The organism is Mesorhizobium sp. NPDC059054 (assembly GCF_042739215.1).
In the GTDB taxonomy this organism is placed as follows: Bacteria; Pseudomonadota; Alphaproteobacteria; order Rhizobiales; family Rhizobiaceae; genus Mesorhizobium.
Genome location: NZ_JBHYHV010000002.1, coordinates 94,745 through 118,480 on the forward strand (window position 1 = coordinate 94,745; position 23,736 = coordinate 118,480).

25 protein-coding genes are annotated in these 23,736 nt (G+C 61.1%); 13 read left to right on the forward strand and 12 right to left on the reverse strand.

Going from position 1 to position 23,736, the window contains the following annotated elements; all coding sequences use genetic code 11:
- The first annotated feature begins 103 nt into the window (after window positions 1-103).
- A complete protein-coding gene (locus ACFWXH_RS08250) occupies window positions 104-496 on the forward strand; it encodes an acyl-CoA thioesterase (protein WP_054310527.1) in 393 nt (130 codons plus the stop codon).
- Between the two features lie 9 nt (window positions 497-505).
- Here ACFWXH_RS08250 and ACFWXH_RS08255 read toward each other — a convergent pair whose 3' ends face one another.
- The gene (locus tag ACFWXH_RS08255) at window positions 506-880 is read right to left on the reverse strand and encodes a helix-turn-helix domain-containing protein (protein ID WP_054310526.1); all 375 of its coding nucleotides are present in this window, start codon (window positions 878-880) and stop codon (window positions 506-508) included.
- A 92-nt stretch (window positions 881-972) separates the two neighbouring features.
- Between ACFWXH_RS08255 and ACFWXH_RS08260 the strand changes: the two genes are divergently transcribed.
- On the forward strand, window positions 973-1,575 hold the full coding sequence (locus ACFWXH_RS08260; protein WP_054310525.1) for an NADPH-dependent FMN reductase: 603 nt from the start codon (window positions 973-975) through the stop codon (window positions 1,573-1,575).
- Window positions 1,576-1,630: 55 nt separating this feature from the next.
- Here ACFWXH_RS08260 and ACFWXH_RS08265 read toward each other — a convergent pair whose 3' ends face one another.
- The 3 genes from ACFWXH_RS08265 to ACFWXH_RS08275 form a co-directional block, all read right to left on the reverse strand.
- The gene (locus ACFWXH_RS08265) at window positions 1,631-2,941 is read right to left on the reverse strand and encodes a hemolysin family protein (RefSeq protein ID WP_054310524.1); all 1,311 of its coding nucleotides are present in this window, start codon (window positions 2,939-2,941) and stop codon (window positions 1,631-1,633) included.
- A gap of 136 nt (window positions 2,942-3,077) precedes the next feature.
- Window positions 3,078-3,899 carry an extensin family protein gene (locus ACFWXH_RS08270; protein WP_379119172.1) on the reverse strand — a complete coding sequence of 274 codons (822 nt, stop codon included), beginning with the start codon at window positions 3,897-3,899 and terminating at the stop codon, window positions 3,078-3,080.
- Window positions 3,900-4,016: 117 nt separating this feature from the next.
- Window positions 4,017-4,778 (reverse strand): extensin family protein, encoded by a 762-nt coding sequence (locus ACFWXH_RS08275; RefSeq protein WP_244483352.1) that lies wholly within the window; start codon window positions 4,776-4,778, stop codon window positions 4,017-4,019.
- A gap of 324 nt (window positions 4,779-5,102) precedes the next feature.
- Here ACFWXH_RS08275 and ACFWXH_RS08280 point away from each other — a divergent pair, with 324 nt between their 5' ends.
- From ACFWXH_RS08280 to greA, 3 genes are all read left to right on the forward strand, one after another.
- Entirely contained in the window at window positions 5,103-5,453 is a 351-nt protein-coding gene (locus ACFWXH_RS08280) for a DMT family protein (protein WP_054310521.1), read from the forward strand.
- 74 nt (window positions 5,454-5,527) lie between these two features.
- The gene (locus ACFWXH_RS08285) at window positions 5,528-6,073 is read left to right on the forward strand and encodes a tetratricopeptide repeat protein (RefSeq protein ID WP_054310520.1); all 546 of its coding nucleotides are present in this window, start codon (window positions 5,528-5,530) and stop codon (window positions 6,071-6,073) included.
- Window positions 6,074-6,330: 257 nt separating this feature from the next.
- A complete protein-coding gene (gene greA, locus ACFWXH_RS08290; protein WP_054310607.1) occupies window positions 6,331-6,804 on the forward strand; it encodes a transcription elongation factor GreA in 474 nt (157 codons plus the stop codon).
- A 66-nt stretch (window positions 6,805-6,870) separates the two neighbouring features.
- Here greA and waaC read toward each other — a convergent pair whose 3' ends face one another.
- From waaC to rfaD, 3 genes are read right to left on the reverse strand one after another with little or no spacing between them, the layout of a single operon-like run.
- A complete protein-coding gene (gene waaC / locus ACFWXH_RS08295; protein WP_379119175.1) occupies window positions 6,871-7,836 on the reverse strand; it encodes a lipopolysaccharide heptosyltransferase I in 966 nt (321 codons plus the stop codon).
- Window positions 7,833-8,840, reverse strand: coding sequence for a lipopolysaccharide heptosyltransferase II (gene waaF / locus ACFWXH_RS08300; RefSeq protein WP_379119177.1), 1,008 nt, complete (start codon window positions 8,838-8,840; stop codon window positions 7,833-7,835). The genes waaC and waaF overlap by 4 nt, the downstream gene beginning before the upstream one ends.
- Window positions 8,813-9,760 carry an ADP-glyceromanno-heptose 6-epimerase gene (gene rfaD / locus ACFWXH_RS08305; protein ID WP_379119179.1) on the reverse strand — a complete coding sequence of 316 codons (948 nt, stop codon included), beginning with the start codon at window positions 9,758-9,760 and terminating at the stop codon, window positions 8,813-8,815. The genes waaF and rfaD overlap by 28 nt, the downstream gene beginning before the upstream one ends.
- Before the next feature lie 137 nt (window positions 9,761-9,897).
- Here rfaD and rfaE1 point away from each other — a divergent pair, with 137 nt between their 5' ends.
- The 3 genes from rfaE1 (at window position 9,898) to ACFWXH_RS08320 (ending at window position 12,575) form a co-directional block, all read left to right on the forward strand.
- Window positions 9,898-11,385, forward strand: coding sequence for a D-glycero-beta-D-manno-heptose-7-phosphate kinase (gene rfaE1, locus ACFWXH_RS08310; RefSeq protein ID WP_379119181.1), 1,488 nt, complete (start codon window positions 9,898-9,900; stop codon window positions 11,383-11,385).
- Window positions 11,386-11,391: 6 nt separating this feature from the next.
- Window positions 11,392-11,973: an SIS domain-containing protein gene (locus tag ACFWXH_RS08315; protein WP_054310516.1), complete on the forward strand. Its 582-nt coding sequence runs from the start codon at window positions 11,392-11,394 to the stop codon at window positions 11,971-11,973.
- A 92-nt stretch (window positions 11,974-12,065) separates the two neighbouring features.
- Complete coding sequence (locus ACFWXH_RS08320) at window positions 12,066-12,575, forward strand: HAD family hydrolase (protein ID WP_054310515.1); 510 nt, start codon at window positions 12,066-12,068, stop codon at window positions 12,573-12,575.
- On the opposite strand, the gene ACFWXH_RS08325 is transcribed toward ACFWXH_RS08320, so the two are convergent.
- Both ACFWXH_RS08325 and ACFWXH_RS08330 read right to left on the reverse strand, forming a co-directional pair.
- Window positions 12,559-13,377: a glycosyltransferase family 2 protein gene (locus tag ACFWXH_RS08325; protein ID WP_379119184.1), complete on the reverse strand. Its 819-nt coding sequence runs from the start codon at window positions 13,375-13,377 to the stop codon at window positions 12,559-12,561. The genes ACFWXH_RS08320 and ACFWXH_RS08325 overlap by 17 nt on opposite strands.
- Before the next feature lie 46 nt (window positions 13,378-13,423).
- On the reverse strand, window positions 13,424-13,915 hold the full coding sequence (locus ACFWXH_RS08330; protein WP_054310739.1) for an Lrp/AsnC family transcriptional regulator: 492 nt from the start codon (window positions 13,913-13,915) through the stop codon (window positions 13,424-13,426).
- A 257-nt stretch (window positions 13,916-14,172) separates the two neighbouring features.
- Here ACFWXH_RS08330 and trxB point away from each other — a divergent pair, with 257 nt between their 5' ends.
- Window positions 14,173-15,147 (forward strand): thioredoxin-disulfide reductase, encoded by a 975-nt coding sequence (gene trxB / locus ACFWXH_RS08335; protein ID WP_054310738.1) that lies wholly within the window; start codon window positions 14,173-14,175, stop codon window positions 15,145-15,147.
- Window positions 15,148-15,201: 54 nt separating this feature from the next.
- Entirely contained in the window at window positions 15,202-16,098 is an 897-nt protein-coding gene (locus tag ACFWXH_RS08340; protein ID WP_054310737.1) for a LysR family transcriptional regulator, read from the forward strand.
- A 60-nt stretch (window positions 16,099-16,158) separates the two neighbouring features.
- Here ACFWXH_RS08340 and ACFWXH_RS08345 read toward each other — a convergent pair whose 3' ends face one another.
- Together ACFWXH_RS08345 and ACFWXH_RS08350 are read right to left on the reverse strand one after the other, a co-directional pair.
- Window positions 16,159-16,662 carry an isoprenylcysteine carboxylmethyltransferase family protein gene (locus tag ACFWXH_RS08345; protein ID WP_054310736.1) on the reverse strand — a complete coding sequence of 168 codons (504 nt, stop codon included), beginning with the start codon at window positions 16,660-16,662 and terminating at the stop codon, window positions 16,159-16,161.
- Between the two features lie 866 nt (window positions 16,663-17,528).
- Entirely contained in the window at window positions 17,529-19,580 is a 2,052-nt protein-coding gene (locus ACFWXH_RS08350) for an elongation factor G (RefSeq protein ID WP_054310735.1), read from the reverse strand.
- Window positions 19,581-19,865: 285 nt separating this feature from the next.
- Here ACFWXH_RS08350 and ACFWXH_RS08355 point away from each other — a divergent pair, with 285 nt between their 5' ends.
- Window positions 19,866-20,261, forward strand: a complete 396-nt coding sequence (locus ACFWXH_RS08355) for a cupin domain-containing protein (protein WP_379119188.1) — start codon at window positions 19,866-19,868, stop codon at window positions 20,259-20,261.
- A 74-nt stretch (window positions 20,262-20,335) separates the two neighbouring features.
- Here the strand turns inward: ACFWXH_RS08355 and ACFWXH_RS08360 are convergent, their stop codons facing one another.
- On the reverse strand, window positions 20,336-21,538 hold the full coding sequence (locus tag ACFWXH_RS08360) for a pyridoxal phosphate-dependent aminotransferase (RefSeq protein ID WP_054310733.1): 1,203 nt from the start codon (window positions 21,536-21,538) through the stop codon (window positions 20,336-20,338).
- A 195-nt stretch (window positions 21,539-21,733) separates the two neighbouring features.
- On the opposite strand from ACFWXH_RS08360, the gene ACFWXH_RS08365 reads away from it, so the two are divergent.
- Both ACFWXH_RS08365 and ACFWXH_RS08370 read left to right on the forward strand, forming a co-directional pair.
- Window positions 21,734-22,633: an EAL domain-containing protein gene (locus tag ACFWXH_RS08365; protein ID WP_054310732.1), complete on the forward strand. Its 900-nt coding sequence runs from the start codon at window positions 21,734-21,736 to the stop codon at window positions 22,631-22,633.
- A gap of 223 nt (window positions 22,634-22,856) precedes the next feature.
- Window positions 22,857-23,468, forward strand: coding sequence for a glutathione S-transferase family protein (locus ACFWXH_RS08370; RefSeq protein ID WP_054310731.1), 612 nt, complete (start codon window positions 22,857-22,859; stop codon window positions 23,466-23,468).
- Window positions 23,469-23,736: the final 268 nt, after the last annotated feature.

The window sequence follows — 23,736 nt, forward strand, 5'->3', positions numbered from 1 at the left end:
AGAGCTGTTCATTTCCCGCACGAGTGATCTGCATGACTGTTGGCGTTGACGCTTTCCCGTCGCGCAGCTACGGCATCATGACATTCGGCAAGAGGGATTTTGCATGGTGCACTACGCGGACGGAAGACCGAACGGCGACCTGACGCTGAGGACACTGGCCATGCCTTCAGATGCCAATGCGGCCGGCGACATCTTCGGTGGCTGGGTGATGGCGCAGATGGACCTGGCCTGTGGTATCCGTGCGGCCGAACGCGCCAAGGGCAGGGTGGTGACGGCGGCAGTGAAGGAAATGTCCTTCGCCAAGCCGATGAAGATCGGCGACACGCTTTGCATCTACACGGTCGTGGAACGAGTCGGCCGCACGTCGATGACGTTGAAGGTCGAGGCCTGGGCGCAGCGCTATCTCTCCGACCTGATGGAGATGGTGACGCATGCCGACTTCGTCATGGTCGCGCTCGACGGCGAAGGCAAGCCGAAGCCGATACCTGCTGAATGATCCTGGCCCTCAGGCCGCGGCCTTGACGCCGTCGAAACGTGCGCGTGCGGCGCTGACGCGGCCTGCATTGGCGATGGCCCATTCGGCCAGTCCCTTTACCGGGATCAGCAGTTCACGGCCAAGGTCGGTGAGCTCGTAGTCGACCCGTGGCGGAATGGTCGGAAAGACCGTTCTGGTGACGAAGCCATCGCGCTCGAGACTGCGTAGCGTCGTGGTCAGCATCTTCTGCGAAATGTTGCCGATGTGGTGCTTCAATTCGTTGAAGCGTTTCGGACCTTCGCCCAGATTCTGGACGACCAGCAACGACCATTTGTCGCCGATGCGCTGCAGGATATCGCTGACTGCCAGACAGTCGCCGGTGACATGCGGGTGCCTCGGTTTCAAAAAAGTGCCTCCTTGCCAAGCGAGTTGACGGTATCAGATATAGCGTCGGTATCCAAATGATACTCCAAGTTTGCCCTTACAAGGAGCCTCCGATGTCAAAACCCAAAGTCGCCGTCGTGATCGGTTCGACGCGTGCAACCCGCTTCGCCGACGCGCCAGCAGAATGGATCGCCAAGCTCGCCGCCAAGCACAGCGAATGGGAAGTCGAGCTTGTCGATCTGCGCGACTATCCGATGCCGTTCTTCGATGAAGCAGCGTCCTCGCTGTGGGCGCCATCCAAGAACGAGGTTGCGCAGCGGTGGCAGAAGAAAGTCGATGAATTCGACGCTTTCATCTTCACGGCCAGCGAGTACACGCACGGGCCGAGCGCGGTTCTCAAGAACGCACTCGACTATGCCTATACCGAGTGGAACAAGAAGCCGGTTGGCTTTGTGGGCTACGGCGGCGTCGGCGGCGCGCGCGCGATTGAGCAGCTCCGTCTCCATGCCATCGAGCTGCAGATGGTGCCGGTACGCACCGCCGTTCATATCGTTTGGGCAGACTATATGGCCGTCAAGGGCGGCACGAAGCTGTCGGAACTCGAGCACGTCAACCAGGCCGCAGACGACATGTTGAACCAGCTTTCCTGGTACACGCACGCCCTGAAGACGGCTCGCGATGCCGATCTGGCGACGGCCGACGTCGAAGCAGCCTGAGGCTGATCTCTCTTGAGAAGGCAGCCCGCTGCCTTCTCATCCCGAATTTATGGATTTATCGCGCCGCGCCGTGCTGTCCGCCAGCAAGGCGCGTGGCAATGACTTTGTCGATGCGGCGGCCATCGAGATCGACCACTTCGAAGCGCCAACCCTGTGCGTCGACGGCCTCACCGGTGGTGGGCAGATGGGCGAAGTGCGACAGGAGATAGCCTGCGACGGTTTCGTAGTCGCGATCTTCGGGCAGATCGAAACCGAGCAGGTCGGCCATCTCATCGGCGGGCATGTAGCCGGCCAGAAGCCAGGAACCGTCCTCGCGCTGGACAGCGCTTTCCTCCTCGTCGCCGGCATCGAGGTCGGAGCGGAATACGCCGGTGATCGCTTCCAGAATGTCGGCCGGAGTGACGATGCCTTCGAAATGGCCGTATTCGTCATGGACGAGGGCCATCGGCACTTCCGATTCGCGCAAGGTCGCGAGCACGTCCAGTGCATCGGCCTGGTCGTGCACGATGGGTGCCGTCTTGACATGCTTGCGCGGATCGAGCGCACGGCCCGCAAGCAAGGCAGCCAGAACATCTCTTGTCTGCACCACACCGACCATGGCGTCGACGCTTTCGCCCGCCGGCAGGCGTGAATGCTGCGTTTCCATCAAAAGTTTGCGGATCGTGGCGTCGTCGGCCTCCAGGTTGATCCAGTCGACATCGGTGCGCGGCGTCATGACGGCGCGCACCGCGCGGTCGCCCAGCCGCATCACGCCGGCAATCATGCGGCGTTCATCCGACTCGATCGTGCCGTGATGTTCGGCTTCGGCCACGAGCATCTTGATTTCTTCGTCGGTGACCTTTTCCTCGCTTTCGCCGCGGAAGCCGAGCAGCCACAGAACGGCGCGGCCCGAAATGTCGAGGACGAAAACGATCGGAGCCGCGACTTTCGCGAGCACCGCCATGAAGGGTGCTGCGCGGGCAGCCACACGCTCGGGATCGCGCAGCGCGATCTGCTTCGGCACCAACTCGCCCACGATCAGCGAGGCATAGGTGATTATTGCCACGACGATGCCGACGCCGACGGGATTGGCGAAACGCGGGCCGACGCCGGAATCGGCAAGGAAGCTGGCCAGCCGCTCGCCGAGCGTGGCGCCCGAAAAGGCGCCGGACAGGATGCCCACCAGTGTGATCCCGATCTGTACGGAAGACAGGAACTTGCCTGGATTGGCACCAAGCTCGAGCGCGCGCGCCGCGCCGCTGACATGGCGGTCGATCATCGCCTTGAGCCTTGCCGGACGGGCAGAGACGATGGCGAGCTCGGACATTGCCAAAAGGCCGTTCACGCAGATGAGAGCGACCACGATAGCGATTTCAGCGTAGAGCATGCGCGCTCAATAGCATTCCACCTGCCACTTCGAAAAGCGGCGGCCAGCGTTTTGTCCAAAACGTATTGAACTTCAGGCGCACCGCCAAATCAAAGTGCCGGAGCGCTTCTTTGCGTGTCCGAGTGGACGCGATGCGCTAGCGGCAGGCGCGGTAGCCGTTCCTGCGGTTCTTGATATCGAAATGGAAATGGTTCCGGTGATCGTAATTGTAGCCGGGGCCGAGCACGGTGGTGAAATAATCGCAGCCGTCGGAACGCACCGAATCAAGGAAGCCACTGGTGCGGAAGGCGAACCAGCCGGGCTTGCGCACGTCGATATCATCGCCGTTGTTGAGCTTGATGCTCATCACGTCGAGCGCGTTGCCCTTGCCATGTTCTGAAAGCACTCTTTCCCCGGCGATCTTGCGGCAGGAATAGCTCGATCCCTGGTGGATGGTCTTCACGCCGGAAAAATAGCGCCAGCGCGCGGTCGGGACGAGTTCGCGCTTGGTCCAGGATGCAAAGGTCGCGGCCATGTTGCAGGTGAGCGTTGCCGCCGGCTTCATCTGGACATTGCCGATGGCGGTGACCTTAACCGGGTGCTCGATGCCGCACTGTCCTTCACGGATCGGGGAGAGGTCAGTGTAAGCGACGTCGAGGCGCTTCAGTTCGTTGCGGCAGTCGATCTCTTCCGAGGACAACTGTTCCACGGGGGACATCGGTTCGTCCATGCGCGGATAGGCCGCCGTCATGTATGGGTCCGACGGCACCAGGGTTTGCATGCCAGACAATTCCGGTGCGGCAGGCGTCATCTTCGGTACCGCAGAGGTTGTCGAGCCGACATCGACCGCTGGCTTCAGTTCGAAGACGTCGCCAGTCGTGCAGGCGGCGGCTGTCGCCAGCACGCACAACGCGGCAAGCCGCCTTGTCGCGGCCCATGGTTCGCGCCTGGGTCGTCTCGCGTGAATTTCTCCGGCCATCCTTCTTCGCGTCCCTCGGGCAGTCCCCTTGAGCCAAGGGTGTTTTACGCCTCAAGGGTAAAGGAAAGCTCAGCGGCGCGGTTTACGGCTGTGGTGGAAATGGGGCAGTGGAAGGCGCTATTGGCAGAAGGTGCCGCCATTTCGGCGCGGTGCGAGGTCGAGATGCAGGTGAAGGGCATGATCGGCATCGCTGCCAGGGCCAAGCACCGTCTTGAACGGTCCGCAGGCCGCCTTGCGGATTCGGTCGATCAGCTTTGCCTGGGCCGAGGATGAGGTCTTGCCAACCTGAATGGTGGTGCCGTCCACGAGCGCAAAGGCAGCAATATCCAAAGCATTGCCAAAGGCGTGCTCGGAAAGCTTGGAGCTGCCGTTGCGGGGACGGCATACGTAACCGGATGCCTGCGAGATCGATTTCAATTCCTGGCCGAGTTCGGCTTTTGCAGCCGGAACAATTGTGTCTTTGACGAAGCGGGCGATGGTCTCGGCCATGGCACAGTCAAGCTCGGCGTCGGGCGTGATTTCAACAGACGTTCCCAGCGTCTTGAGCCGCAGCGGATAGGGCAGGGAGCAACCGAGTGCGGTATCGTGCCTGGCTTCGGTATCCTCGAATTCGGCACCAAGCGCTTTCAACCGCTCGCGACATGCCATTTCCTCGGCCGGCTTCTTTTCAGCAGGGACGATTTCGGAGCGGGGATCGGGCACCGGCTTGACCACAGCGGGCTTTTGCCAATCCGGTGGCAGTTCGGGGCCCTGGAATGGCTTACGGCCATCCTGCTCCTTCGTCGTGTTGTCGGGCGCCGTATTGTTCTGCGGCGTGTCATCGGGGCGCGTCTGCGGCAGTGGCACGCTGGAGGGCGCAGGGTCTTCAGGCTTGGACACGATTTCGCCCAGGTCGCGGCGATTAGGTTCGGGAACCGGCGCCGTCGCGGGCAGATCTGGTGATTTTGCCCAGGCAGAGCCGCCTTCAAACGATGCGACGGCACCCAGTAGCGTAAATCCGATTGCCGCCAGCGGCCGTTTGAACAGCGTCATGGAGCGGCAAACGGCGGTGGTGCAAATTGGTTGCGCAAATGCGGAGAACTCTTCGTTCACAATGGGTTACGGCGCTGTTGCAGAAGGCTCGCTAGGGTACCCTGCAAAGGCAGTTGACTGGCAAAGCCCGCGGCCTGAAATGGGCATCCCTCCTTCCTCCGGATTTTCCCGATGTCGCTGATTCTCTCGCCTCGCATCCTGCCGATCCTCATGCTCGTCGCCTCGAATGTCTTCATGACCTTCGCCTGGTACGGGCATCTCAAATTCAAGAGTTCGCCGATCTGGATCGCCGTCATCGGCAGCTGGCTGATCGCCTTTTTCGAATATTGGCTGGCAGTGCCGGCGAACCGCATCGGCAACCAGGTCTATTCGGCTGCGGAATTGAAGACGATCCAGGAGGTGATCACGCTGACCGTTTTTGCGGTGTTCTCCGTGCTGTATCTCAAGGAGACGCTGACCTGGAACCACGCCATCGGGTTCGCGCTGATTGCCGGCGGCGCCGCCTTCATCTTCAAGGGCTAGACCGCGAGTGTCGCGGGATGAAATCGAACTCGTCTGGCGTTATCCTGTCATCGATAAGCCAGGAGGAGTTCCCGATGCATAAGCGACTTCTGATCCATACTGCGGCAGCACTTGTCGTCATACCGTTCGTTACCGCGCAAGTTCAGGCTGCGGGAGAAGGCGGAGGAGGCAATACGCCCAGCCCGACCGTCACCAAATGCAAGAAGGGCGAGGTCTACGACAGCAAGTCCAAGAAATGCGCGCCGCCCAAGCAAGGCATGCTGGACGACGACAACATCTACGAGGCGGGTCACGACCTGGCCATGGCCGGGCGCTATGACGAAGCCATCGCGGTGCTGACGCTGGCGGCAAACAAGAAAGATCCGCGCATCCTCAACTATCTCGGCTATTCGCATCGCAAGTCCGGTCGCATCGTGGTCGGCCTCGGCTACTACGAGGAAGCGCTGCGCCAGAACCCGGACTACACTCTGGTGCGCGAATATCTGGGCGAAGCGCGCCTGCAGATGGGGGATATCGCCGGCGCGCGCGAGCAGCTTGGCGAGATCGAAAAACGGACCGGCAAACAGTCGCGCGAATACGGCATGCTGTCCGAACAGATCGATCATTACGACCGAAGCTGACGCTTTTCGGCGCAGCCGGCTGACAATGAACGTGGCGCGCGTAACAGGGGAACGGGGCCAAACGCCGCGGTCGGCGGAGCCTGCCGATGCGAGAGCAATCAAGCCGCTTTTTTGAGGTGAAAATCGGCTGGAGCTTGCTATATTACAGGAATCTGAGGTGAGACGGTTCCGTCAGTCAGAAGCTGCCGGGCCGTTTTCTTTTTGTACCCAGCGATAGGGTTGGTCCCGCTTCAGGGGCCGGCAGAAAAGGTGAGATGATGAACAAAGTGCCGATGACAGGCGGAGGTTTCGAGACTCTCAAGGAAGAGCTGCGCTGGCGCCAGCAGGAAGAGCGGCCGCGTATCATCGAAGCGATCTCTGAGGCACGTTCGCATGGCGACCTTTCGGAAAACGCCGAATATCACGCCGCCAAGGAACAGCAGAGCCTCAATGAAGGCCGTATCAGTGAACTCGAGGATCTGGTGGCACGTGCCGAGATCATTGATGTTTCCAAGCTTTCCGGCAACACCATCAAGTTCGGCGCCACCGTCGTCCTGGTTGACGAGGATACCGAAGAAAAAAAGACCTACCAGATCGTCGGCGATCAGGAGGCCGACGTGAAGGCTGGCCGCATTTCGATCTCTTCGCCGATCGCGCGCGCGCTCATCGGGAAGGGTGTCGGCGATGCCATCGAGGTCAACGCGCCTGGCGGGGCCCGCGGCTACGAGATCGTCAAGGTCCAGTTCGTCTAGGACTTGGCGATACCGGGGCCAGGCCGCCCGCGAAGAGCGGCCTGCTGCGCCCCCGGTACCCGATAACTATCGGCCCTTGAGGTTCAGCAAAGTCATCGCCTCTGTGACCGCGGCCTGTGGTGTTACAGGCTGCTCGCCATGAGCGACCAGCGTCGAGGCATATTGCCCCTGCGGTCCGGTGAGGCCCGGTTCCGTCGTCAGAAAAATGGCGACGGTGGGCAGGCCGAATGCAGCGGCCAGATGGGTGAGCCCGGTATCGGCGCCGATGACGAGCGTCGAGTGACCGATTAGGCTGGCCACTTCCGATAGCGGTGACTTCGGCACCACCAGCGTTGCAGGCACAGCCTGGCCTATCGCTTCGGCTACAGTCCGCTCCTTGTCGTTCGACCAGGTCGTGACCGGCGTAAACCCTTGCGCGACAAGCAGCGTGGCGGTTTCGATCCATTCCTGAACCGGCCACTTCTTGTCCTCGCGACTGGTGCCATGCAGTAAAGTCGCGACCTGTCCTGTCGGAACCGGCGAGTTGCCGGACGGAACGGCGATACCGGAATCAAGTGTCGACAGATCCGGCTCGTAGCCGAGAGCCAACGCGAACAGGCGTCGCGTGCGTTCGATGGCATGCAGATCGCGTGGGACGCCGTAACGCTGATCGTAAAAGACGGTGGCGGCCGGTTCTCTAGCGCTGGCCTTGTCAAAGCCGGCGACCGGCGCGCCGGCAAGCTTGGCGACCAAGGCCGATTTCATCAAGCCTTGCGCGTCAAGCACCAGGTCGTAGTGACCGGCGCGCAAGGTATTGCGCAGGGCACTTCCCTCCCGCCAGGTGGTCGGCGAGGCAAGCTGCTTGCGCCAGCGGCGCAGCGCAATCTTATGGATCGTGCCGATTGCCGGATGCAGCGCCACGATGCTGGCGAAAGGTTCTTCCACGCACCAGTCGAAGCTGATGTTCGGTCGGGCGCGCAAAGCATCCTCAACAGCCGGGAAAGTGTGGATGACATCGCCCATCGACGAGGTCTTGACGATCAGCACCTTCATGCGGCGGTCGGCTGTTCGAGCAGGCGGTCGGCGGCCACGACGACCCGCTCGACACCCAGCGTGTTGAGACAGTTCATGTGGCCGAGCGGACAGACTTTCTTGTGGCAGGGCGAGCAGGAAAGCTGCAGCCATACCAGTTCCCGCCTTTCGGCGAGCGGCGGGGTGTTTTCCGGCGATGTCGAGCCATAGACGGCGACGAGGGGGGTGCCGACGGCCGCGGCGACATGCATCAAGCCGCTGTCGTTGGAAACCGCCAGTTTGGCCGCGGCGATGAGATCGATGGCATCTTCCAGGCGGGTTCTGCCGGCAAGGTCGACACAGCCGGGTGCCAGTGTCGCGATTTCTGCGGTGACGGCGCTGTCATTCTTCGAGCCGAAGAGCGCGACCTTGAAACCCTTCGCCATCATGGCGCGGGCAAAGCCGGCATAGGATGCGCTCGGCCAGCGCTTGGCTGGGCCAAACTCGGCGCCGGGCATCATCGCCACGAATTTGCCGGCCTGGAGATCGTTGTGTTCGAGCAGTGCAGCCTGGTTGGCTGCATCGACGGTCAGCTTCGGAGCCTGAAACTTGCCGCCGCGGGCCAATGAAAAGAAACCGTATGCGGTCCGGCGCTTTTCCTTCTTGGGTTGCGCCACGATGTCGGTGAGCAGGCCGTAGCGCATCTCGCGCAGATGGCCGACGCGTTTCGGAATCCGGGCAAAGAACGGTATCAGCGCCGATTTCAGGCTGCCCGGCAACACATAGGCCATGTCATAACGGCCCTTGAGCATGCGGCCGTACCTGCGGCGCACGCCGAGTTCCAATTTGCCCGATGGCACCGGCATTTCGATCTGCTGGCGAACCTCCGGCATGCGTCCCACAAGAGGGGCAGCCCATGCCGGAGCCATGACGTCGATGCCGGCGTTCGGATAGAGCTGCTTCAATGCCGAAAACAGGCATTGCGCCATGACCATGTCGCCCACCCAGCGGGGACCGATCACGAGGATCGTCGGGCTTTCAGCCATTCGACATAGTCTTTCACGCCGGTTTCCACGTCGCGGAACTGGCCGTTGTAGCCGGCAGCACGCAGGCGGGACATATCAGCTTGGGTGAAACTCTGGTAGCTGCCCTTCAGGTGATCAGGGAAGTCGATGTATTCGATGCTGCCCTTGCCGAGCGAGGCGATGACCGTTTCGGCGATGGTGCGGAATGGCTGTGCGCGGCCCGTGCCGCAGTTGAAGATGCCGCTGGCGCCGCGCTTCCACAGCCAGAGATTGACGTCGGCGACATCACCGACATGGATGAAGTCGCGGCTCTGTTCGCCTGGGCCGAAGCCATCGTAGGCACCGAAGAGTTTCGGGTTCTCGCCGCGCCCAACCTGGTTGAACAGGTGGAAGGCCACCGAAGCCATGGTGCCCTTGTGCTGCTCACGCGGGCCATAAACGTTGAAATAGCGCAGGCCGGCAACCTGCGAATGACCTGGGCCGACCACGCGGCGGACATAGTCGTCGAAGAGCTTTTTCGACCAGGCGTAAACGTTGAGCGGCCGCTCGAAGTCCTGCTCTTCCTGGAATATGGAACCGCCGCCATAGACCGAAGCCGAGGATGCGTAGAGGAAGGGCACGCGCTGTTCCAGGCAGGCATGCAGCAGGCGCTTCGAGTAGGAAAAATTCACCTCCATCATGAACTTGCCGTTCCACTCGGTGGTCGTCGAGCAGGCACCCTGATGGTAAACCGCCTCGATCCGGCCGAGCTTGCCGGTCTCGAACAGCGCTGGAAACTCATCCTTGTCGAGATAGTCGGCGATCCGGAGATCGGCCAGGTTGACGATCTTGTGGCCATCGGTCAGGTCGTCGACCACGAGGATGTCGTCGTGGCCTTCCGCGTTGAGTGCGGCAACGATGTTGGAGCCGATCATGCCGGCGCCGCCGGTAACGATGATCATCGGGACCTCGAATTGTTGAGCGGATCGCGGTTCTTATAGGAGAGGTGAGGGAGCGTGTCGACAAGGGTGCTTGCTACGACAGGCCGGCAGCACTGCCGCAGTTGCACTGCCCAGATTTGCGGTATATCCGCTTGCGCATGAGCGAGTTGCACCTGTCTTCTCCCGAAATTCTTCACCGCGCGATCGCCCGGTTCGCCGATGTCACCGTGCTGGTGGTCGGCGATCTGATCCTCGACCGCTTCGTCAGCGGCGTCATCGAACGCATCTCGCCGGAAGCGCCGATCCCGGTCCTGCATGGTCGTGGCGAAACGCTGGCGGTCGGCGGCGCCGGCAATGTCGTTTCAAACATCGTCTCGTTGGGTGGCAAGGCAATTCCCGTCTCGGCGCTCGGCGACGATGCTGCCGGCCGCAATGTCATGCGCATGTTCGCCGAACTGGGCGTCGATACGGGCGGGATCGGGCAGACGCGTGATCGCATGACGTCTTCGAAGTCACGCTTCAGTGCGCTTAACCAGCAGGTACTGCGGTTCGATGAGGAGGATGTTCGCGCGCTCGACGCTGTGGAGCGGGCAAAACTGCTTGCGGATTTCCGGACAGCGCTCGCTGGAGCCGATATCGTCATTTTGTCCGACTACGGCAAAGGCACACTGCTTGATGGTGTCGCGGCGGAATTGATCGCGATCTGCCGTGAGGCAGGCAAGCCGGTTCTCGTCGATCCGAAGGGGCGGGATTATGCACGCTACCACGGTGCCACCGCAGTAACGCCCAACCGCAAGGAACTTGGCGAGGCCGTGGGCCGTTCTGTCTTCGCCGATGACGACATCGTTGCTGCCGCGCGCGAACTGATCGCGGCAAACGGTTTCGATTTCGTCGTGGCGACCCGCAGCGAAAAAGGCATGAGCGTGGTCGATGCGCAATCGGCACGCCATATCGCGACCCAGGCGCGCGAAGTGTTCGATGTTTCCGGCGCCGGCGACACGGTGATTGCCTCGTTTGCCCTCGCATTGGCGGCAGGTGCCGACCGCGCTGCCGCCGCAGCCATCGCCAATGCCGCAGGTGGAGTGGTGGTCGGGAAGCGCGGCACCGCACGGCTTACAGCCGATGAACTGACCGGAGCGCTGTTCCGCTCGCACGGCGCTGTCCACAAGGATGCGATCCTCGACACGGCAACTGCGCAGCGTCTGGTGACGACCTGGAAGCAAGAAGGTCTGACGGTCGGGTTCACAAATGGCTGCTTCGACATTCTGCATGCAGGCCATGTCAGCCTGCTCAATGCCGCGCGCAGCCAATGCGACCGGCTGGTGCTGGGATTGAACAGCGATGCCTCGGTACGGCGCCTGAAGGGACCCGACCGGCCGGTGAACGACCAGCACGACCGCGCCTGCGTGCTTGCCGCACTTGCCTCCATCGATGCCGTCGTTCTGTTCGAAGAAGACACACCGTTGAAACTGATCGAGGCACTGCAGCCCGACATTCTGGTCAAGGGCGCGGATTATACTGTCGATCAGGTGGTGGGCGCCGACGTGGTGCAGAAGGCCGGCGGCCGCGTTGTCCTGGTCGATCTCGTCGCTGGAAAAAGCACCACCGGTACCATAACCAAATTGCGCGCCCGCAGCGGAACCTGAAGCTCCATGTCCAATCTGAACGACTATCTCGTCCGCTCCGCCGCCGCGATCACGGCCATGATCGAGCGCGATCTTTCCGGTGAAATGCAGCGCGCGACCGACACGGTTGTGGGGGCATTGTCCGCAGGCAAGGCTTTGCTCATCTGCGGCAATGGCGGCTCGGCGAGCGACGCGATCCATATCGCCGGCGAACTGGTCGGGCGCTTCCTGAAGGAACGCAAGGCCTACAATGTCATCGCGCTGCCAGCCAATGCAGCCGTGCTGACGGCCTGGGGCAACGATTACGGTTTCGACACGGTTTACTCGCGGCAGGTGGAAGCGCATGGCGCGGAGGGCGCGGTGCTGCTGGCGATCTCGACCAGCGGCAATTCGCCTTCCATCCTGGCGGCCGCGGAACAGGCACGCGCCATGGGCATGACGGTGATCGGCATGACGGGCGACACCGGTGGCAAGCTGAAGCCGCTGTGCGATATCCTGCTCAACGTGCCTTCAAGTTCGACGCCGATCATCCAGCAGGGCCATATCTGCCTCTATCACTATCTTTGCGAAGAGGTGGAAAGCCGCCTGAGCAACGGTCCCGCCGCCTGATGGCAGGGGCACCGGCCTCATACCCACTCATAGAGCCAGGGCTCTGGCTGGAGCGGGTCGGCAACAGGGCCTTTCCAGATGGATGCCGGGCATTGTTCCTCGACCGGGACGGCACCATCAACGTCGACACCGGCTATCCGAGCGATCCGCGGCAAGTGGTGCTGCGCACTGAAATCCTTCCGGTCATTCAGGCGGCCAATCGAACCGGCTGGCCAGTGGTGGTCGTCACCAATCAATCGGGTATCGCGCGCGGCTATTTCGGCTGGGAGGCGTTTGGCGCCGTCAACGGCCGGGTGCTGGAGCTCTTGGGTGAGAGGGACTGTTTTGTCGATCTCGTTCTGGCCTGCGCATATCACGAGGCGGGAGAAGGCGCCCTTGGGGCGGACGACCATCCGATGCGTAAGCCCAATCCCGGCATGCTTTTGATGGCGGCTGAGTTGCTGAGCGCCGATCTTGGCGCATCAATCATGGTCGGCGACAAAGATGCCGATATCGAAGCTGGCCGTCGGGCAGGGTTGTCGCGGCTGTTCCTGGTCGGGAAGGCGCATGCTGCAGCCGAGCAAGCAGCGATTGCCGAAATCCGGGCTACTTGCCGGCCTTGACCGCGCTCTTGTCCGCGCGGCGTTCGTCACGGGCCTCGAACAGCTTCGCTTCGGTGACGTAAGAATAGAGAAAAACCATCGCCGAATGGACGTAGCCGTAGCGGCCGCACAGGAAGTAGCGCTTGCCGACATAGAATTTCAGGAAATTGATCCAGGGCGAGAAGACCAGCCGCGACATGCTGGGCTTGTCGCCCTGCTCGACCTGAGCTTCGACCTTGAGCGACGAATAGGAGTTCGTGCGCTTCAGATCCTCGGTCAGCGAGGTCGCGCGCCGGTGCAGCAGCATCCCCTTTTCGATCAGAGCGGTGCGGCCAGGCACTCTGAAGGACTCGTGGACGCGTTGAGCAATGTCCATTGTCGCCTTGTCGCGGCGAAAGAAGCGGAAGATGCGATTGTGTGCCACCCAGCGGTGGGCGTAGCCGTAACCTTTCAGGTAGTCGCGACGGCGGACGAACCAACCATCGGTATCGTTTCTGCCCGAACTTGTAATTTCGATGATGGATTGCCTCAGCTCAGCGTCGGCGCGCTCATCTGCCTCGATGCACAAGCACCAAGGCTGCGTGGCCTGTTGTAGCGCAAAAAGCCGCTGCCTGGCGAAGCCCGGCCAGTCGTTGTGGAACAGGCGGATCGGATAGCCTTTCGCGACGTAGTCCGCGATGCATTCCAGCGTGCCGTCGGTCGAACCAGAATCCACCACCACGATCTCGGCACAGAAGTCGACGCTCCGCAGGCAGTCGGCAATCATGTCGACTTCGTTCTTGCAGATGATCAGAGCGGAGACAGGAGTGTTGAACTGAGACATGGGGAGAGAATTAGGGGAGGCGTTAATTGCTTCCAGCCATGCGCCTTTACTGTGTTTGGTTCAAGGCACTGATTTCGACTAGGCCTTCATCTTTTACCTGACGGATAGTCAGCGCGGTGCGCACAGTGTCGACATTCGGCGTGGAGGTCAGTTCCTCGATGACAAAGCTCTGGAATGTTGCGAGATCGCTGGTCACGCAATGCAGCAGGAAATCGGACTCGCCGGAGACCATCCAGGCATCGCGCACGATCGGCCAGCTGCGCGTGCGCTCGGCGAAAGCCTTCAATTCCGCGTCGGCCTGGTGATGCAGGCCGATCAGGCAGAATGCAACGACATCCATGCCGAGCGCGGGAGCGTTGAGCAGGGCGCGATAGCCGCGGATGATGCCACTTTCTTCCAGCCGTTTGACGCGCCGTAGGCAGGGTGGGGCCGATATCCCGACACGGCGCGAGAGTTCGACATTGGTCATGCGGCCATCGCGCTGCAATTCGCGCAGTATCTTCCAGTCAATGGCGTCGAGATCGGCCTTTATCGGCATGGTTTTCCGCCCGCTGCGCAAGAATCTTTCGCAAACACGTCATTAAACGAGTTTACGGGCCACGCCATCCCTGCAACGGGGAATTTTCAGCATTCACCATGGATTAACCATGGGCTGCGGTTCGGTCAGCCATGCAAGCATTATGGGGACACTTGTCGCATGTCCTTGCTGGCAGAGTAGGCAGCACTTACATTGCGCGCAACAATTGCCGCTCGTTCGGGTCGCCTGAGGCGGCCGTCTTTCGCAAAGGCCGTTCCATGACCGTCAAGCACGCGCCCGTTCTCATCGTCGGTTCCGGCCCTGCCGGTTACACCGCGGCCATCTATGCGGCGCGAGCCATGCTGAAACCAATGCTGGTGGCTGGGCTCCAGCAGGGTGGCCAGCTGATGATCACCACGGATGTCGAAAACTACCCTGGCTTCGCCGATCCCGTACAGGGCCCGTGGCTGATGAGCGAGATGCTGAAGCAGGCCGAGCATGTCGGTACCGAGATCGTCAACGACATCATCACCGAGGTCGACCTCGATGTTCGCCCGTTCGTAGCCAAGGGCGATTCCGGCACGACCTATACGGCGGACGCTCTGATCATCGCCACCGGCGCGCAGGCGAAGTGGCTGGGCATTCCTTCCGAGCAGACCTTTATGGGATTCGGTGTTTCGGCCTGCGCTACCTGCGACGGGTTCTTCTATCGCGGCAAGGATGTCGCAGTGGTCGGCGGCGGCAACTCGGCGGTCGAAGAGGCACTCTATCTTTCCAACCTGGCCAAGACGGTCACCGTCATTCACCGTCGCAGCGAATTCAGGTCCGAACGCATCCTGCGCGAACGGCTGATGAAGAAGGACAATGTCCGCGTCATCTGGGACACGGTGGTGGACGAGATCACCGGCCGTCCCGGCCAGGCCCCGCTGCCGCCCTCGGTCGAAGGGCTGAAGTTGCGTAATGTGGCGACAGGTCAGGAGAGCCAGTTGAAGGTCGACGGTGTGTTCGTGGCGATCGGCCATGCACCGGCGGTGGAGCTGTTCACCGGCAAGCTCAAGCAGAAGTCGAATGGTTATCTGTGGACTGCACCGGATTCGACGCGGACCGACGTGCCCGGCGTCTTTGCCGCCGGCGATGTGACGGACGACATCTATCGCCAGGCGGTGACGGCGGCCGGCATGGGCTGCATGGCGGCGCTCGAAGCGGAAAAATATCTCGCTGGGATTGAGGTGCATCGGGAAGCGGCGGAATAAGCCGCAAAATCTCCGAGATCTTTCTTCAGACGCCAAAGCGAAACGAGGGGAATCATGGCGCTGGATTGGGACAAACTTCGCGTGTTTCACGCAGCCGCCGAGGCTGGGTCATTTACGCATGCGGCCGAGACACTGCATCTTTCGCAGTCGGCGATTTCGAGGCAGGTCAGCGCGCTGGAACACGACGTCGGCGTGCCACTGTTCCATCGTCATGCGCGTGGCCTCGTGCTTACCGAACAGGGCGAGATGCTGTTTCGCACGGCGCACGACGTGCTGATGAAGCTGGAATCGATCAAGACCCGGCTGGCCGAATCCAAGGATCGGCCATCCGGCATTCTGCGCGTGACGACCACTGTAGGCCTGGGAGCCGGCTGGCTGACCGACCGCGTGCAGGAATTCATCGACCTCTATCCGGAAATCCATCTGCAGCTCATTCTCGCCAATGAGGAGCTGGACCTGACCATGCGCCAGGCCGACTGTGCGATCCGGCTGAGGCAGCCGCAGCAGCCGGACCTGATCCAGCGGCGTCTGTTCACGGTGCACTTCCATCTTTATGCGTCGCCGGCCTATGTGAACAAATTCGGCAAGCCAGCAACGGTGGCCGAACTCAAGAGCCACCGCATCGTCACCTTCGGCGTGCCGGTGCCGACGCATCTGTCTGAGCTCAATTGGCTGGAGACGGTCGGCGATTTCGAAAGCGGGCAGCGCGTGCCGACGTTGCAGATCAACGACATCCTGTCGATCAAGCGTGCTGTGCAAGGCGGTGCCGGCATCGCCATGCTGCCGGACTATGTCGTCGGCAAGGATGCCGGCCTGGTGCAGCTTCTGCCCGAAACCGAGGTGCCGTCCTTCGACACCTATTTCGCCTATCCCGATGCCATGAAAAACCAGGCGAAGCTGCACGTCTTCCGCGACTTCATCATCGCCAAGGCCCGCAACTGGTCATATTGATCCGGCGCTTTCGGACCTTCCAGTAGCCGATGTTCCCGGTGGTGGTTTCGCCTGCGCGGTTTATGCGTCGTGCCACGGCTTCAATCGAGGCAGCCAGCCCGGCACGGCGCGTCGGTAGGTCTCATATTCAGCACCGTAACGCCTGGCGAGTGTCGGCTCTTCATAGAAGTGCACGAACGACGCCATGGCTATGCCCATGATCAACCCGTAAAGCGCGACCGCCCAGCTTGCGAAGAGCAGCGCCTGGCCGGCGATGATCGAAAGCACGGCGACATACATGGGGTTGCGGATATGGCGATAGATACCGCCGACCACCAGTCTCTCTGTGGGGGCGACCGGCGCCGGCGTGCCGAGGCCTTCGAGAGCGAAGCGCGCAAAAGAATGCAGAAGAGCCGCGGCAGCTGCCACGATCAGGATCCAGCCCATGACCACAAAAGGCAGCGCTGTAGAAAAGGGGAGACGATAGCGATCGAGGACCAACCAAGGCAGCACGCCAGCAACAATGCAGGGTGCGACCAGAAAGAAAACTGCGCTGCCGATGATGGCTGAGGTCCTGCTCTTCATGATGCCCCCAGTTCGGTTCTTCCGCGCCAGGCGGTATCGCCGGCTGTCAGATTATCTGCCTGTTTCGGCGCCACACCTTCTCCTCCTGGCTGCCGGCCAATGCATAGATTTGCAGCGCAGCATGAAAAACGCTGTGCAATGTGCCGCTTTTCTGGCCCTATGGCCGTGAAATGTGCGTTGGACCACAGCCTGAGCCTTTTTGCATGTGTGCGTTGCAAAATAGGTGCTTGTTTGTTGGGCAGGAAGAGCCCATATATCAATCATCTCCTGGGCGCGTTCTCCTCCCATTAGCGCCCTCGAGTGTTCCCCTCTGGAGGTTTAGCCCTAACGGGCGCTTCCATTCAACTTAGCCGGGTCTTCGCGATCCGGCTTTTTTGTTGCCTGCGGCGAGGGAAACCGCATGCCGGAAAGATCGTGGGAACAGGTCCACGCGAAGAGCGATCGACAGAGCATATGCGCCACGTCGAGGACGCTCTAACACTTTTGAATCTGCGCATCGTGCTTTCCGAAAATCGATTTCGATTTCGGGCCGATGCGTTAGCTATCCGTCATGTAACGGTCACGTGTAACCCTAAGTAACATGGTAATACGCAAATTAGCGGTTATGCATGTAATCAGGACGCGATCAGAATCGTTCGAGGGATGGGGGCATCTCCCGCACGATCGGGCTCTGGCAACGGTCGCGTCCAGCCTAATTCTTCCGGTTGAGGCGATAGCCTGGATTGGAGACATGCGGCGGACCTGAGCTCTTTTCTCCCAAGAAAGCGGTCCGCGAAAACGGCGTCCGGTTCAACCGGACGCCGTTTTGTCTTTCACCCTGATGATGTGGCCGCCGCTTGGGCGAGCGCAACTCGGAGGCGATATCGTCAGGCTGCCTTGCCGTTGGCGTTCATGACGTCGTCGGCGAGGCGGCCAGTCAGTTCCGCCATGTGGTCGAAGCTCGCCTGGTAGCTGGCTACACCGGCCGTCGCCGAGCGCAACTCGATGATCAGGTCGCCAATCTCCGCTTGCGGCATGGTTGCCTCCACGACGTCCCAGCCGGGCCAGTCAGCGCGAGCGTCGTAGCCGAGGATCTGGCCGCGCCTTTGTGGAATGAGCGCGATGATCCTGGCCGTCGCGTCGGAGGGTGTCACGATTTCCACCTTCATGATCGGCTCCAGCAGCACGGGTGAACAGGTCGCCATGCCTTCCCTCATCGCGAGCTTCGCAGCCATCTGGAACGCCATGTCGGAGGAATCGACGCTGTGATAGGAGCCGTCGGAAAGATTGACTGCGACGTCGACGACCGGGAAACCGAGCGGTCCGCATTTCAAGTAATCGCGCGCGCCGGTTTCGACCGACTGGATGTAGGTCTTAGGCACGACACCGCCGGTGATGGTGTCGGTGAACTGGAAGCCGCTGCCACGCGGCAATGGCTTGATCTCCAGCACCACGTCGCCGAACTGGCCGTGGCCGCCTGACTGTTTTTTGTGGCGCCCGCGCTGCTGAACCGATTTGCGGATGGTTTCGCGATAGGGCACCGCGGGTGCATGCCCCTCGACTGCGATCTGGTTCTTGCCTTCCAGCCGCTCGCGCACCACGCGCAGATGCATCTCGCCATGGCCGGACAGGACCGTCTCGGCCGAGTCCTGGTTGTGGCTCAGGCTCAGTGAAGGGTCCTCTTCGGCAAGGCGCTGGATGGCTGCCGACATCTTGACGTCATCCTTGCGCTCTTTCGGCCGCAAGGCAAAAGCAAAGACCGGCTGGGGCGGGGCGAGGTCGACGAGCGGTTTCATGCCGCCTTTTGCCGAAGTCAGGGTCTGGCCCGTGTGGGCCTCGTCGAGCTTGCCGATGGCCACAGTCTCACCAGCCTTGGCGGTGGCAAGCTTCGACTGATCCTTGCCCAGCATGCGATAGATGCCGGAAACCTTTGTCGTGTTGCCGTCCGAAAGAAAGAGTTCGGCGCCGTCGTTGATCTGCCCTGACAGGATGCGCGAGATCGAAAGCTTGCCGCCATGCGGCGTATGGACGGTCTTCATCACCTGCACGACGGTTGCCGCACCATCCGGCGCGCCAAGGCGCTTGCGGGTGGCCTCGACGTCGGGCGCATCGTGACGGATTGTCTTCAGGAGCCGCAGCACACCGTTGCCTTTTTCGGCCGTGCCGATCAGCACCGGCGTGACAGTGCCGGCACGCAGATCGGCGGCGAGGTCGTCGAAGACGGCGTCCTTCGGCGGTTCGATCTCTTCCAGCAACTGTTCCATGAGCTGGTCGTCGTGATCGGCGAGGGTTTCCAGCATGGAGAACCGCGCCTCGATCTCGCGCGCCTTGTCGTCATCTGGGATTTCGGCGACTTCGCTCTCGGCATATTCGCGGTAGATGTAGGCTCGCTCGAGCGCAAGGTCGATCGAACCAATGACGACACCGTCCTTGCGCAACGGAATCTGGCGCAGCAGCAGCGGCACGGAACTGGTCGGCTGCAGCATCTTCAGCGTCTCGCGCACACCGGCGATCGCCTTGTCGACCTTGTTCAGGAACAGGATGCGCGGCACGCCAAGATCGTCCAGCTTGCGCATGATGAGCTGCAGTGCCGGGATCTTCTTCTCATCCGCCTCGGCTACCACGACGGCGATGTCGCAACCTGCCAGGACGGGCTCGGCCTCGAAGGCGAATTCGATAGAGCCGGGACAATCGATGAAGGTGAACTCGTCACCCATGAATTCGGTGGTGGCAATGCTCGCCTCGACGCTCATGGCGTGGGCGCGGGCTTCCGCGGAATGGTCCGATACGGTGTTGCCGGACGAAACCGGGTTCTGGCGAGGAATGGCGCCCGTTCGGGCGAGAATGGCTTCGAGAAGTGTCGTCTTACCGCTTGCGAAGGGACCGACTATGGCTATGCATTTCGGTCCCGAGCGTCGTCCTCCGGCGCGATTACCCATGCTGACCTCCACTCAGGCATTCCGCTGAGAGCGGCGGCCGGCCTGTCGGCCGTCGCGGATCGAAAGCGTTTGCCAGCGACCCGGAAACATCGAAACATGGGTTCGAAAGCAGGGCAAGGAAAATAGAGCAATTCCAGCAAAAGTGGGCAGCGGTTTTGCGTCCGGAATTGCGTGAAAAAAGATAGAGCAATCCGCGCTTCAGAGAAAAGTGGAATTGCTCTAGATGACGGGCGGCTAAGCTTGGTCGACAAAGAGCCTGATTCAGAGACCTGGAAGGAGAAACCGATGAAGATCATCGCTTGCGGCAGCGTGCCGACAATCGTTGCCTCGAACGCTTATTTCACTGGAAGGGTGACACAGAATCCCATCATCGAGGCAGAGGCACCGGCACGGCTGAGGGCCACTTCGGTAAGTTTCGAGACGGGCGCGCGAACGCACTGGCACACACATCCTCTCGGCCAGACGATCCATGTCGTCTCGGGTGCCGGGCTGGCGCAAAGCTGGGGTGGGCCGATCCGGGAGATCAAGGCTGGCGACACCGTCTGGTTCGAGCCCGGTGAGAAGCATTGGCATGGCGCCGGACCGAAGACGGCCATGACCCATCTCGCCATGCAGGAGGCGCTCAACGGGTCGCCCGTCGACTGGCTGGAGCCGGTCAGCGACGAACAGTATCAGGGATAATGCAGCGCCGCTGCCGAAAAAAAGCCCGGTCATGAGCCGGGCTTTTTGCGAGTCTTCTGAATCCCTTAATGGGATCAGCTGAGGCTTCCCGTGAAGCGCTGGATGCGCGTGCAAGCCTCCTCCAGCAGCTTCTCGGACGTCGCATAGGAAATGCGGAAGTTCGGACCGAGGCCGAAGGCCGAACCGAACACCACGGCCACGCCTTCGGCTTCCAGCAGTTCAGAACAGAAGGTCTCGTCGGAATCGATCAGCTTTCCGCCTTGCGTCTTTTTTCCGATCAGCTGGGCGCAGGACGGATAGACGTAGAAGGCCCCTTCGGGTGACGGGCAGGAAATGCCACGCGCCTGGTTCAGCATCGACACCACGAGATCGCGGCGCGCCTGGAAGATCGCCTTATTCTTCTTCACGAAATCCTGCGGGCCGTTCAGCGCTTCCACCGAGGCCCATTGCGCGATCGTGCAGGCGCCCGAGGTCTGCTGGCCCTGGATCATGTCCATGGCTTTGATCAGTGGCAGCGGGCCCGCTGCGTAGCCGATGCGCCAGCCGGTCATGGCATAGGCCTTGGAAACGCCGTTCATGGTCAGCGTGCGCTCATAGAGGCGCGGCTCGACCTCGGCGATCGTCTTGAAGACGAAATCGCCGTAGGTGAGGTGCTCATACATGTCGTCGGTCAGGATCCAGACCTGGGGATGCTTCAAAAGCACCTCGGCCAGCGCCTTGAGCTCGGTCTCGGTATAGGCGGCACCGGACGGGTTGGACGGCGAGTTCATCACCAGCCATTTCGTCTTCGGCGTGATGACCTTTTCCAGACCTTCGGCCGTCAGCTTGAAACCGTTGTCGATGCTGGTCTCGGCAAAGGTCGCGGTGCCGCCGCAGATCGCGACCATCTCGGGATAGCTCACCCAATAGGGACGTGGAATGACGACTTCGTCACCAGGATTCAGCGTCGCCATGAAAGCGTTGAACAGGATCTGCTTGCCGCCGGTTCCGACGATGGTCTGCTCCGGCTTGTAGTCGAGATTGTTCTCGCGCTTGAACTTCTTGGCGATCGCGTCACGCAGCGGGACGATGCCGGAAACCGGCGGATATTTCGTCTCGCCACGGCGGATCGCTTCGATAGCGGCGTTCTTGACATTGTCCGGCGTGTCGAAATCGGGTTCTCCCGCACCGAGACCGATGATGTCACGGCCGGCGTTTTTCAACTCGCGCGCTTTCTGCGTGACCGCGATGGTCGCGGAGGGCTTTACGCGGGAAAGTGCGTCGGCGAGGAAGGCCATGACAGGATCTCCATAGAAAGCGGCCAAAGGCGGCAGCGGGGTCTCTATTGTCGTATCGGCAAAACAAGCGCAAGCTTCGTTTGCTGAGCCAGTGGCTCGGTTTTGGCTTCGCAAGGCCAATCGGGATCATTAACGCGCGGTAAAACCTTGGCCGATAGATTTGCCTGGTTTTGGCACGCGGCTAAGCGAGGAACAGTGTCGCGCAGCATCGGGCTCGCCCACATCATTCGTCACGATGATGGCACCTCGACCGGGGTGTGGGGCCTGTATACCCTCAAGAGCGCGTTCCAGCCGATCTTTGCTTTCGAGGATGGCAAGCTCTCCATTGCGGCCTTCGAAGGACTGATCCGGCCGTTCCGCGACGGCGAACCGCAATCGCCAGGCAAGTTCTTCGCCACCTGCTCACCGGCTGACCGGCTGCATGTCGAGGCCTTGACGCGAACCCTGCATCTCCTCAATGCGGGCACATGCCTGCCGGACGATGCCAATATCTTCATCAATTTCGACCCGTCCGTTTTCATCGACAGGGCCGTTTCGGACAATGCACTGCGCGAAATGCGTCTGGTGCTGCACGAAGCGGGCATCGATCCGAAGCGGGTCGTCTGTGAGGTGACGGAGCAACGCTCCGCCTCCAAGGTTGCGCTGGGCGACTTCGTCGAGGCCCTCAGGGCAAACGGATTCCGTATCGCTGTCGATGACTACGGCGCCGATGATTCCGACATCAACCGGATCAAGGAGCTGAAGCCTGACATCGTGAAGTTCGATGCGCACTGGATCACCCAGTTGATGGACTCCGGTGCCGGGTTTGCATTGCTGATGACGATGGTGGCGGCATTCGAGGGTCGCGGCATCCGGACGGTTTTCGAAGGCATAGAGGAAAGCTGGCAGCTTGATCTCGCCGAAAAATCCGGCGCGTCCATGGTGCAGGGCTTTGTTCTGGCCAAGCCTGAAATCGCGCCGACCAGTTTCCGCAGCTATGCCAAGGCCGTGCATATGCCCGAACCCGGGCCGCTGGCCGGTGGAGAACCTGGCGGCGGCATTTCCGCCCAGTCGGGGCGCCCGGCTAGAAGCTTCGGAAAGCGGATCGTTCAATGAGTGCGTGACCAGCGCACAAGCTCGCCGGCCGGATGGTCATCCAGCCGTGTTCCCGGTTCTTCCTTCATTCGTCCTTGTTTCGGGTGGCAACGCAATAGTGCTGTCTGTAACCGAAACACCTTGCTCCACGGACATATCAGCGGCGCTGATTGATATTCACCAAAAGAAATCGCTGGATGCTGGAGGTCGGCTCAGGCAAACCGCTGCTTTGAAGGGAAACGCGATGACCATTCTCTACAGCATGATCGACAGCGGCAATTGTTATAAGCCGCGCCTGCTGATGGCCAAGCTTGGCCAGCCCTTCACCAATGTCGAGGTTTCTTCCCATACGGGCGCAACACGCACGCCCGAATATATGGCCAAGAACCCGAACGCCATGGTGCCCATGCTGGAGCTGGATGACGGCAGACGGATCGCCGAATCCAACGCCATCCTGCTTTATCTCGCCGAAGGCACGCGTTTCCTGCCTGCCGACCGCTACGAGCGGGGGCTGGTCTATCAGTGGCTGTTCTTCGAGCAGTACAGTCACGAGCCCTACATCGCCGTGCGCAAGGCGCTGATCACTTTCCCCGAAAGGGCCAGGGATGCCACGCCGGAACGTCTCGCGACGACGCTGGAGCGTGGCAACAAGGCGCTCGGCGTCATGGAGCAGAGGCTCGGGCAGAGCCCGTTTCTTGCAGGTAATGCCTACAGTGTCGCCGACATAGCACTCTACGCCTATACGCACACGGCCGAACTCGGCGGCTTCGATCTCAGTGCGTTTCCGGCAATTGGTGCGTGGCTGAAGCGGGTGGAAGCGGATCCCGGCCATGTGCCTATCGAATGGCTTCCGTAACATGTGTCACTGACAGCCAGCGGAAACGGCCATCGGCGCGCGTGCGGAGGCTGGCGGCAGGACATTTCAGGAACCTTCTCGCCTCGATGTGGTTGATTGGAAATTCGAGGAGGCTTCCGTGGCCCGCGAACCCGTACCCGACCAAACCCAGAAGGATCCTTCTCCGAAGCCTCCAGGCTCCGAGCCCCATGATCAGCCTGTGAGGGATACGAGAGAAGATCCTGCTCCCAATCCCAATCAGAAAATCAAGAAGAAGCGACCGGAGCGG

Coding starts and splice junctions, on each gene's coding strand:
- ACFWXH_RS08250 (WP_054310527.1), top strand. CDS start 104: ATGGTGCACTACGCGGACGGAAGACCGAACGGCGACCTGACGCTGAGG.
- ACFWXH_RS08260 (WP_054310525.1), top strand. CDS start 973: ATGTCAAAACCCAAAGTCGCCGTCGTGATCGGTTCGACGCGTGCAACC.
- ACFWXH_RS08265 (WP_054310524.1), bottom strand. CDS start 2,941: ATGCTCTACGCTGAAATCGCTATCGTGGTCGCTCTCATCTGCGTGAAC.
- ACFWXH_RS08270 (WP_379119172.1), bottom strand. CDS start 3,899: ATGGCCGGAGAAATTCACGCGAGACGACCCAGGCGCGAACCATGGGCC.
- ACFWXH_RS08280 (WP_054310521.1), top strand. CDS start 5,103: ATGTCGCTGATTCTCTCGCCTCGCATCCTGCCGATCCTCATGCTCGTC.
- ACFWXH_RS08285 (WP_054310520.1), top strand. CDS start 5,528: ATGCATAAGCGACTTCTGATCCATACTGCGGCAGCACTTGTCGTCATA.
- greA (WP_054310607.1), top strand. CDS start 6,331: ATGAACAAAGTGCCGATGACAGGCGGAGGTTTCGAGACTCTCAAGGAA.
- waaC (WP_379119175.1), bottom strand. CDS start 7,836: ATGAAGGTGCTGATCGTCAAGACCTCGTCGATGGGCGATGTCATCCAC.
- waaF (WP_379119177.1), bottom strand. CDS start 8,840: ATGGCTGAAAGCCCGACGATCCTCGTGATCGGTCCCCGCTGGGTGGGC.
- rfaD (WP_379119179.1), bottom strand. CDS start 9,760: ATGATCATCGTTACCGGCGGCGCCGGCATGATCGGCTCCAACATCGTT.
- rfaE1 (WP_379119181.1), top strand. CDS start 9,898: ATGAGCGAGTTGCACCTGTCTTCTCCCGAAATTCTTCACCGCGCGATC.
- ACFWXH_RS08315 (WP_054310516.1), top strand. CDS start 11,392: ATGTCCAATCTGAACGACTATCTCGTCCGCTCCGCCGCCGCGATCACG.
- ACFWXH_RS08325 (WP_379119184.1), bottom strand. CDS start 13,377: ATGTCTCAGTTCAACACTCCTGTCTCCGCTCTGATCATCTGCAAGAAC.
- ACFWXH_RS08330 (WP_054310739.1), bottom strand. CDS start 13,915: ATGCCGATAAAGGCCGATCTCGACGCCATTGACTGGAAGATACTGCGC.
- trxB (WP_054310738.1), top strand. CDS start 14,173: ATGACCGTCAAGCACGCGCCCGTTCTCATCGTCGGTTCCGGCCCTGCC.
- ACFWXH_RS08340 (WP_054310737.1), top strand. CDS start 15,202: ATGGCGCTGGATTGGGACAAACTTCGCGTGTTTCACGCAGCCGCCGAG.
- ACFWXH_RS08345 (WP_054310736.1), bottom strand. CDS start 16,662: ATGAAGAGCAGGACCTCAGCCATCATCGGCAGCGCAGTTTTCTTTCTG.
- ACFWXH_RS08350 (WP_054310735.1), bottom strand. CDS start 19,580: ATGGGTAATCGCGCCGGAGGACGACGCTCGGGACCGAAATGCATAGCC.
- ACFWXH_RS08355 (WP_379119188.1), top strand. CDS start 19,866: ATGAAGATCATCGCTTGCGGCAGCGTGCCGACAATCGTTGCCTCGAAC.
- ACFWXH_RS08360 (WP_054310733.1), bottom strand. CDS start 21,538: ATGGCCTTCCTCGCCGACGCACTTTCCCGCGTAAAGCCCTCCGCGACC.
- ACFWXH_RS08370 (WP_054310731.1), top strand. CDS start 22,857: ATGACCATTCTCTACAGCATGATCGACAGCGGCAATTGTTATAAGCCG.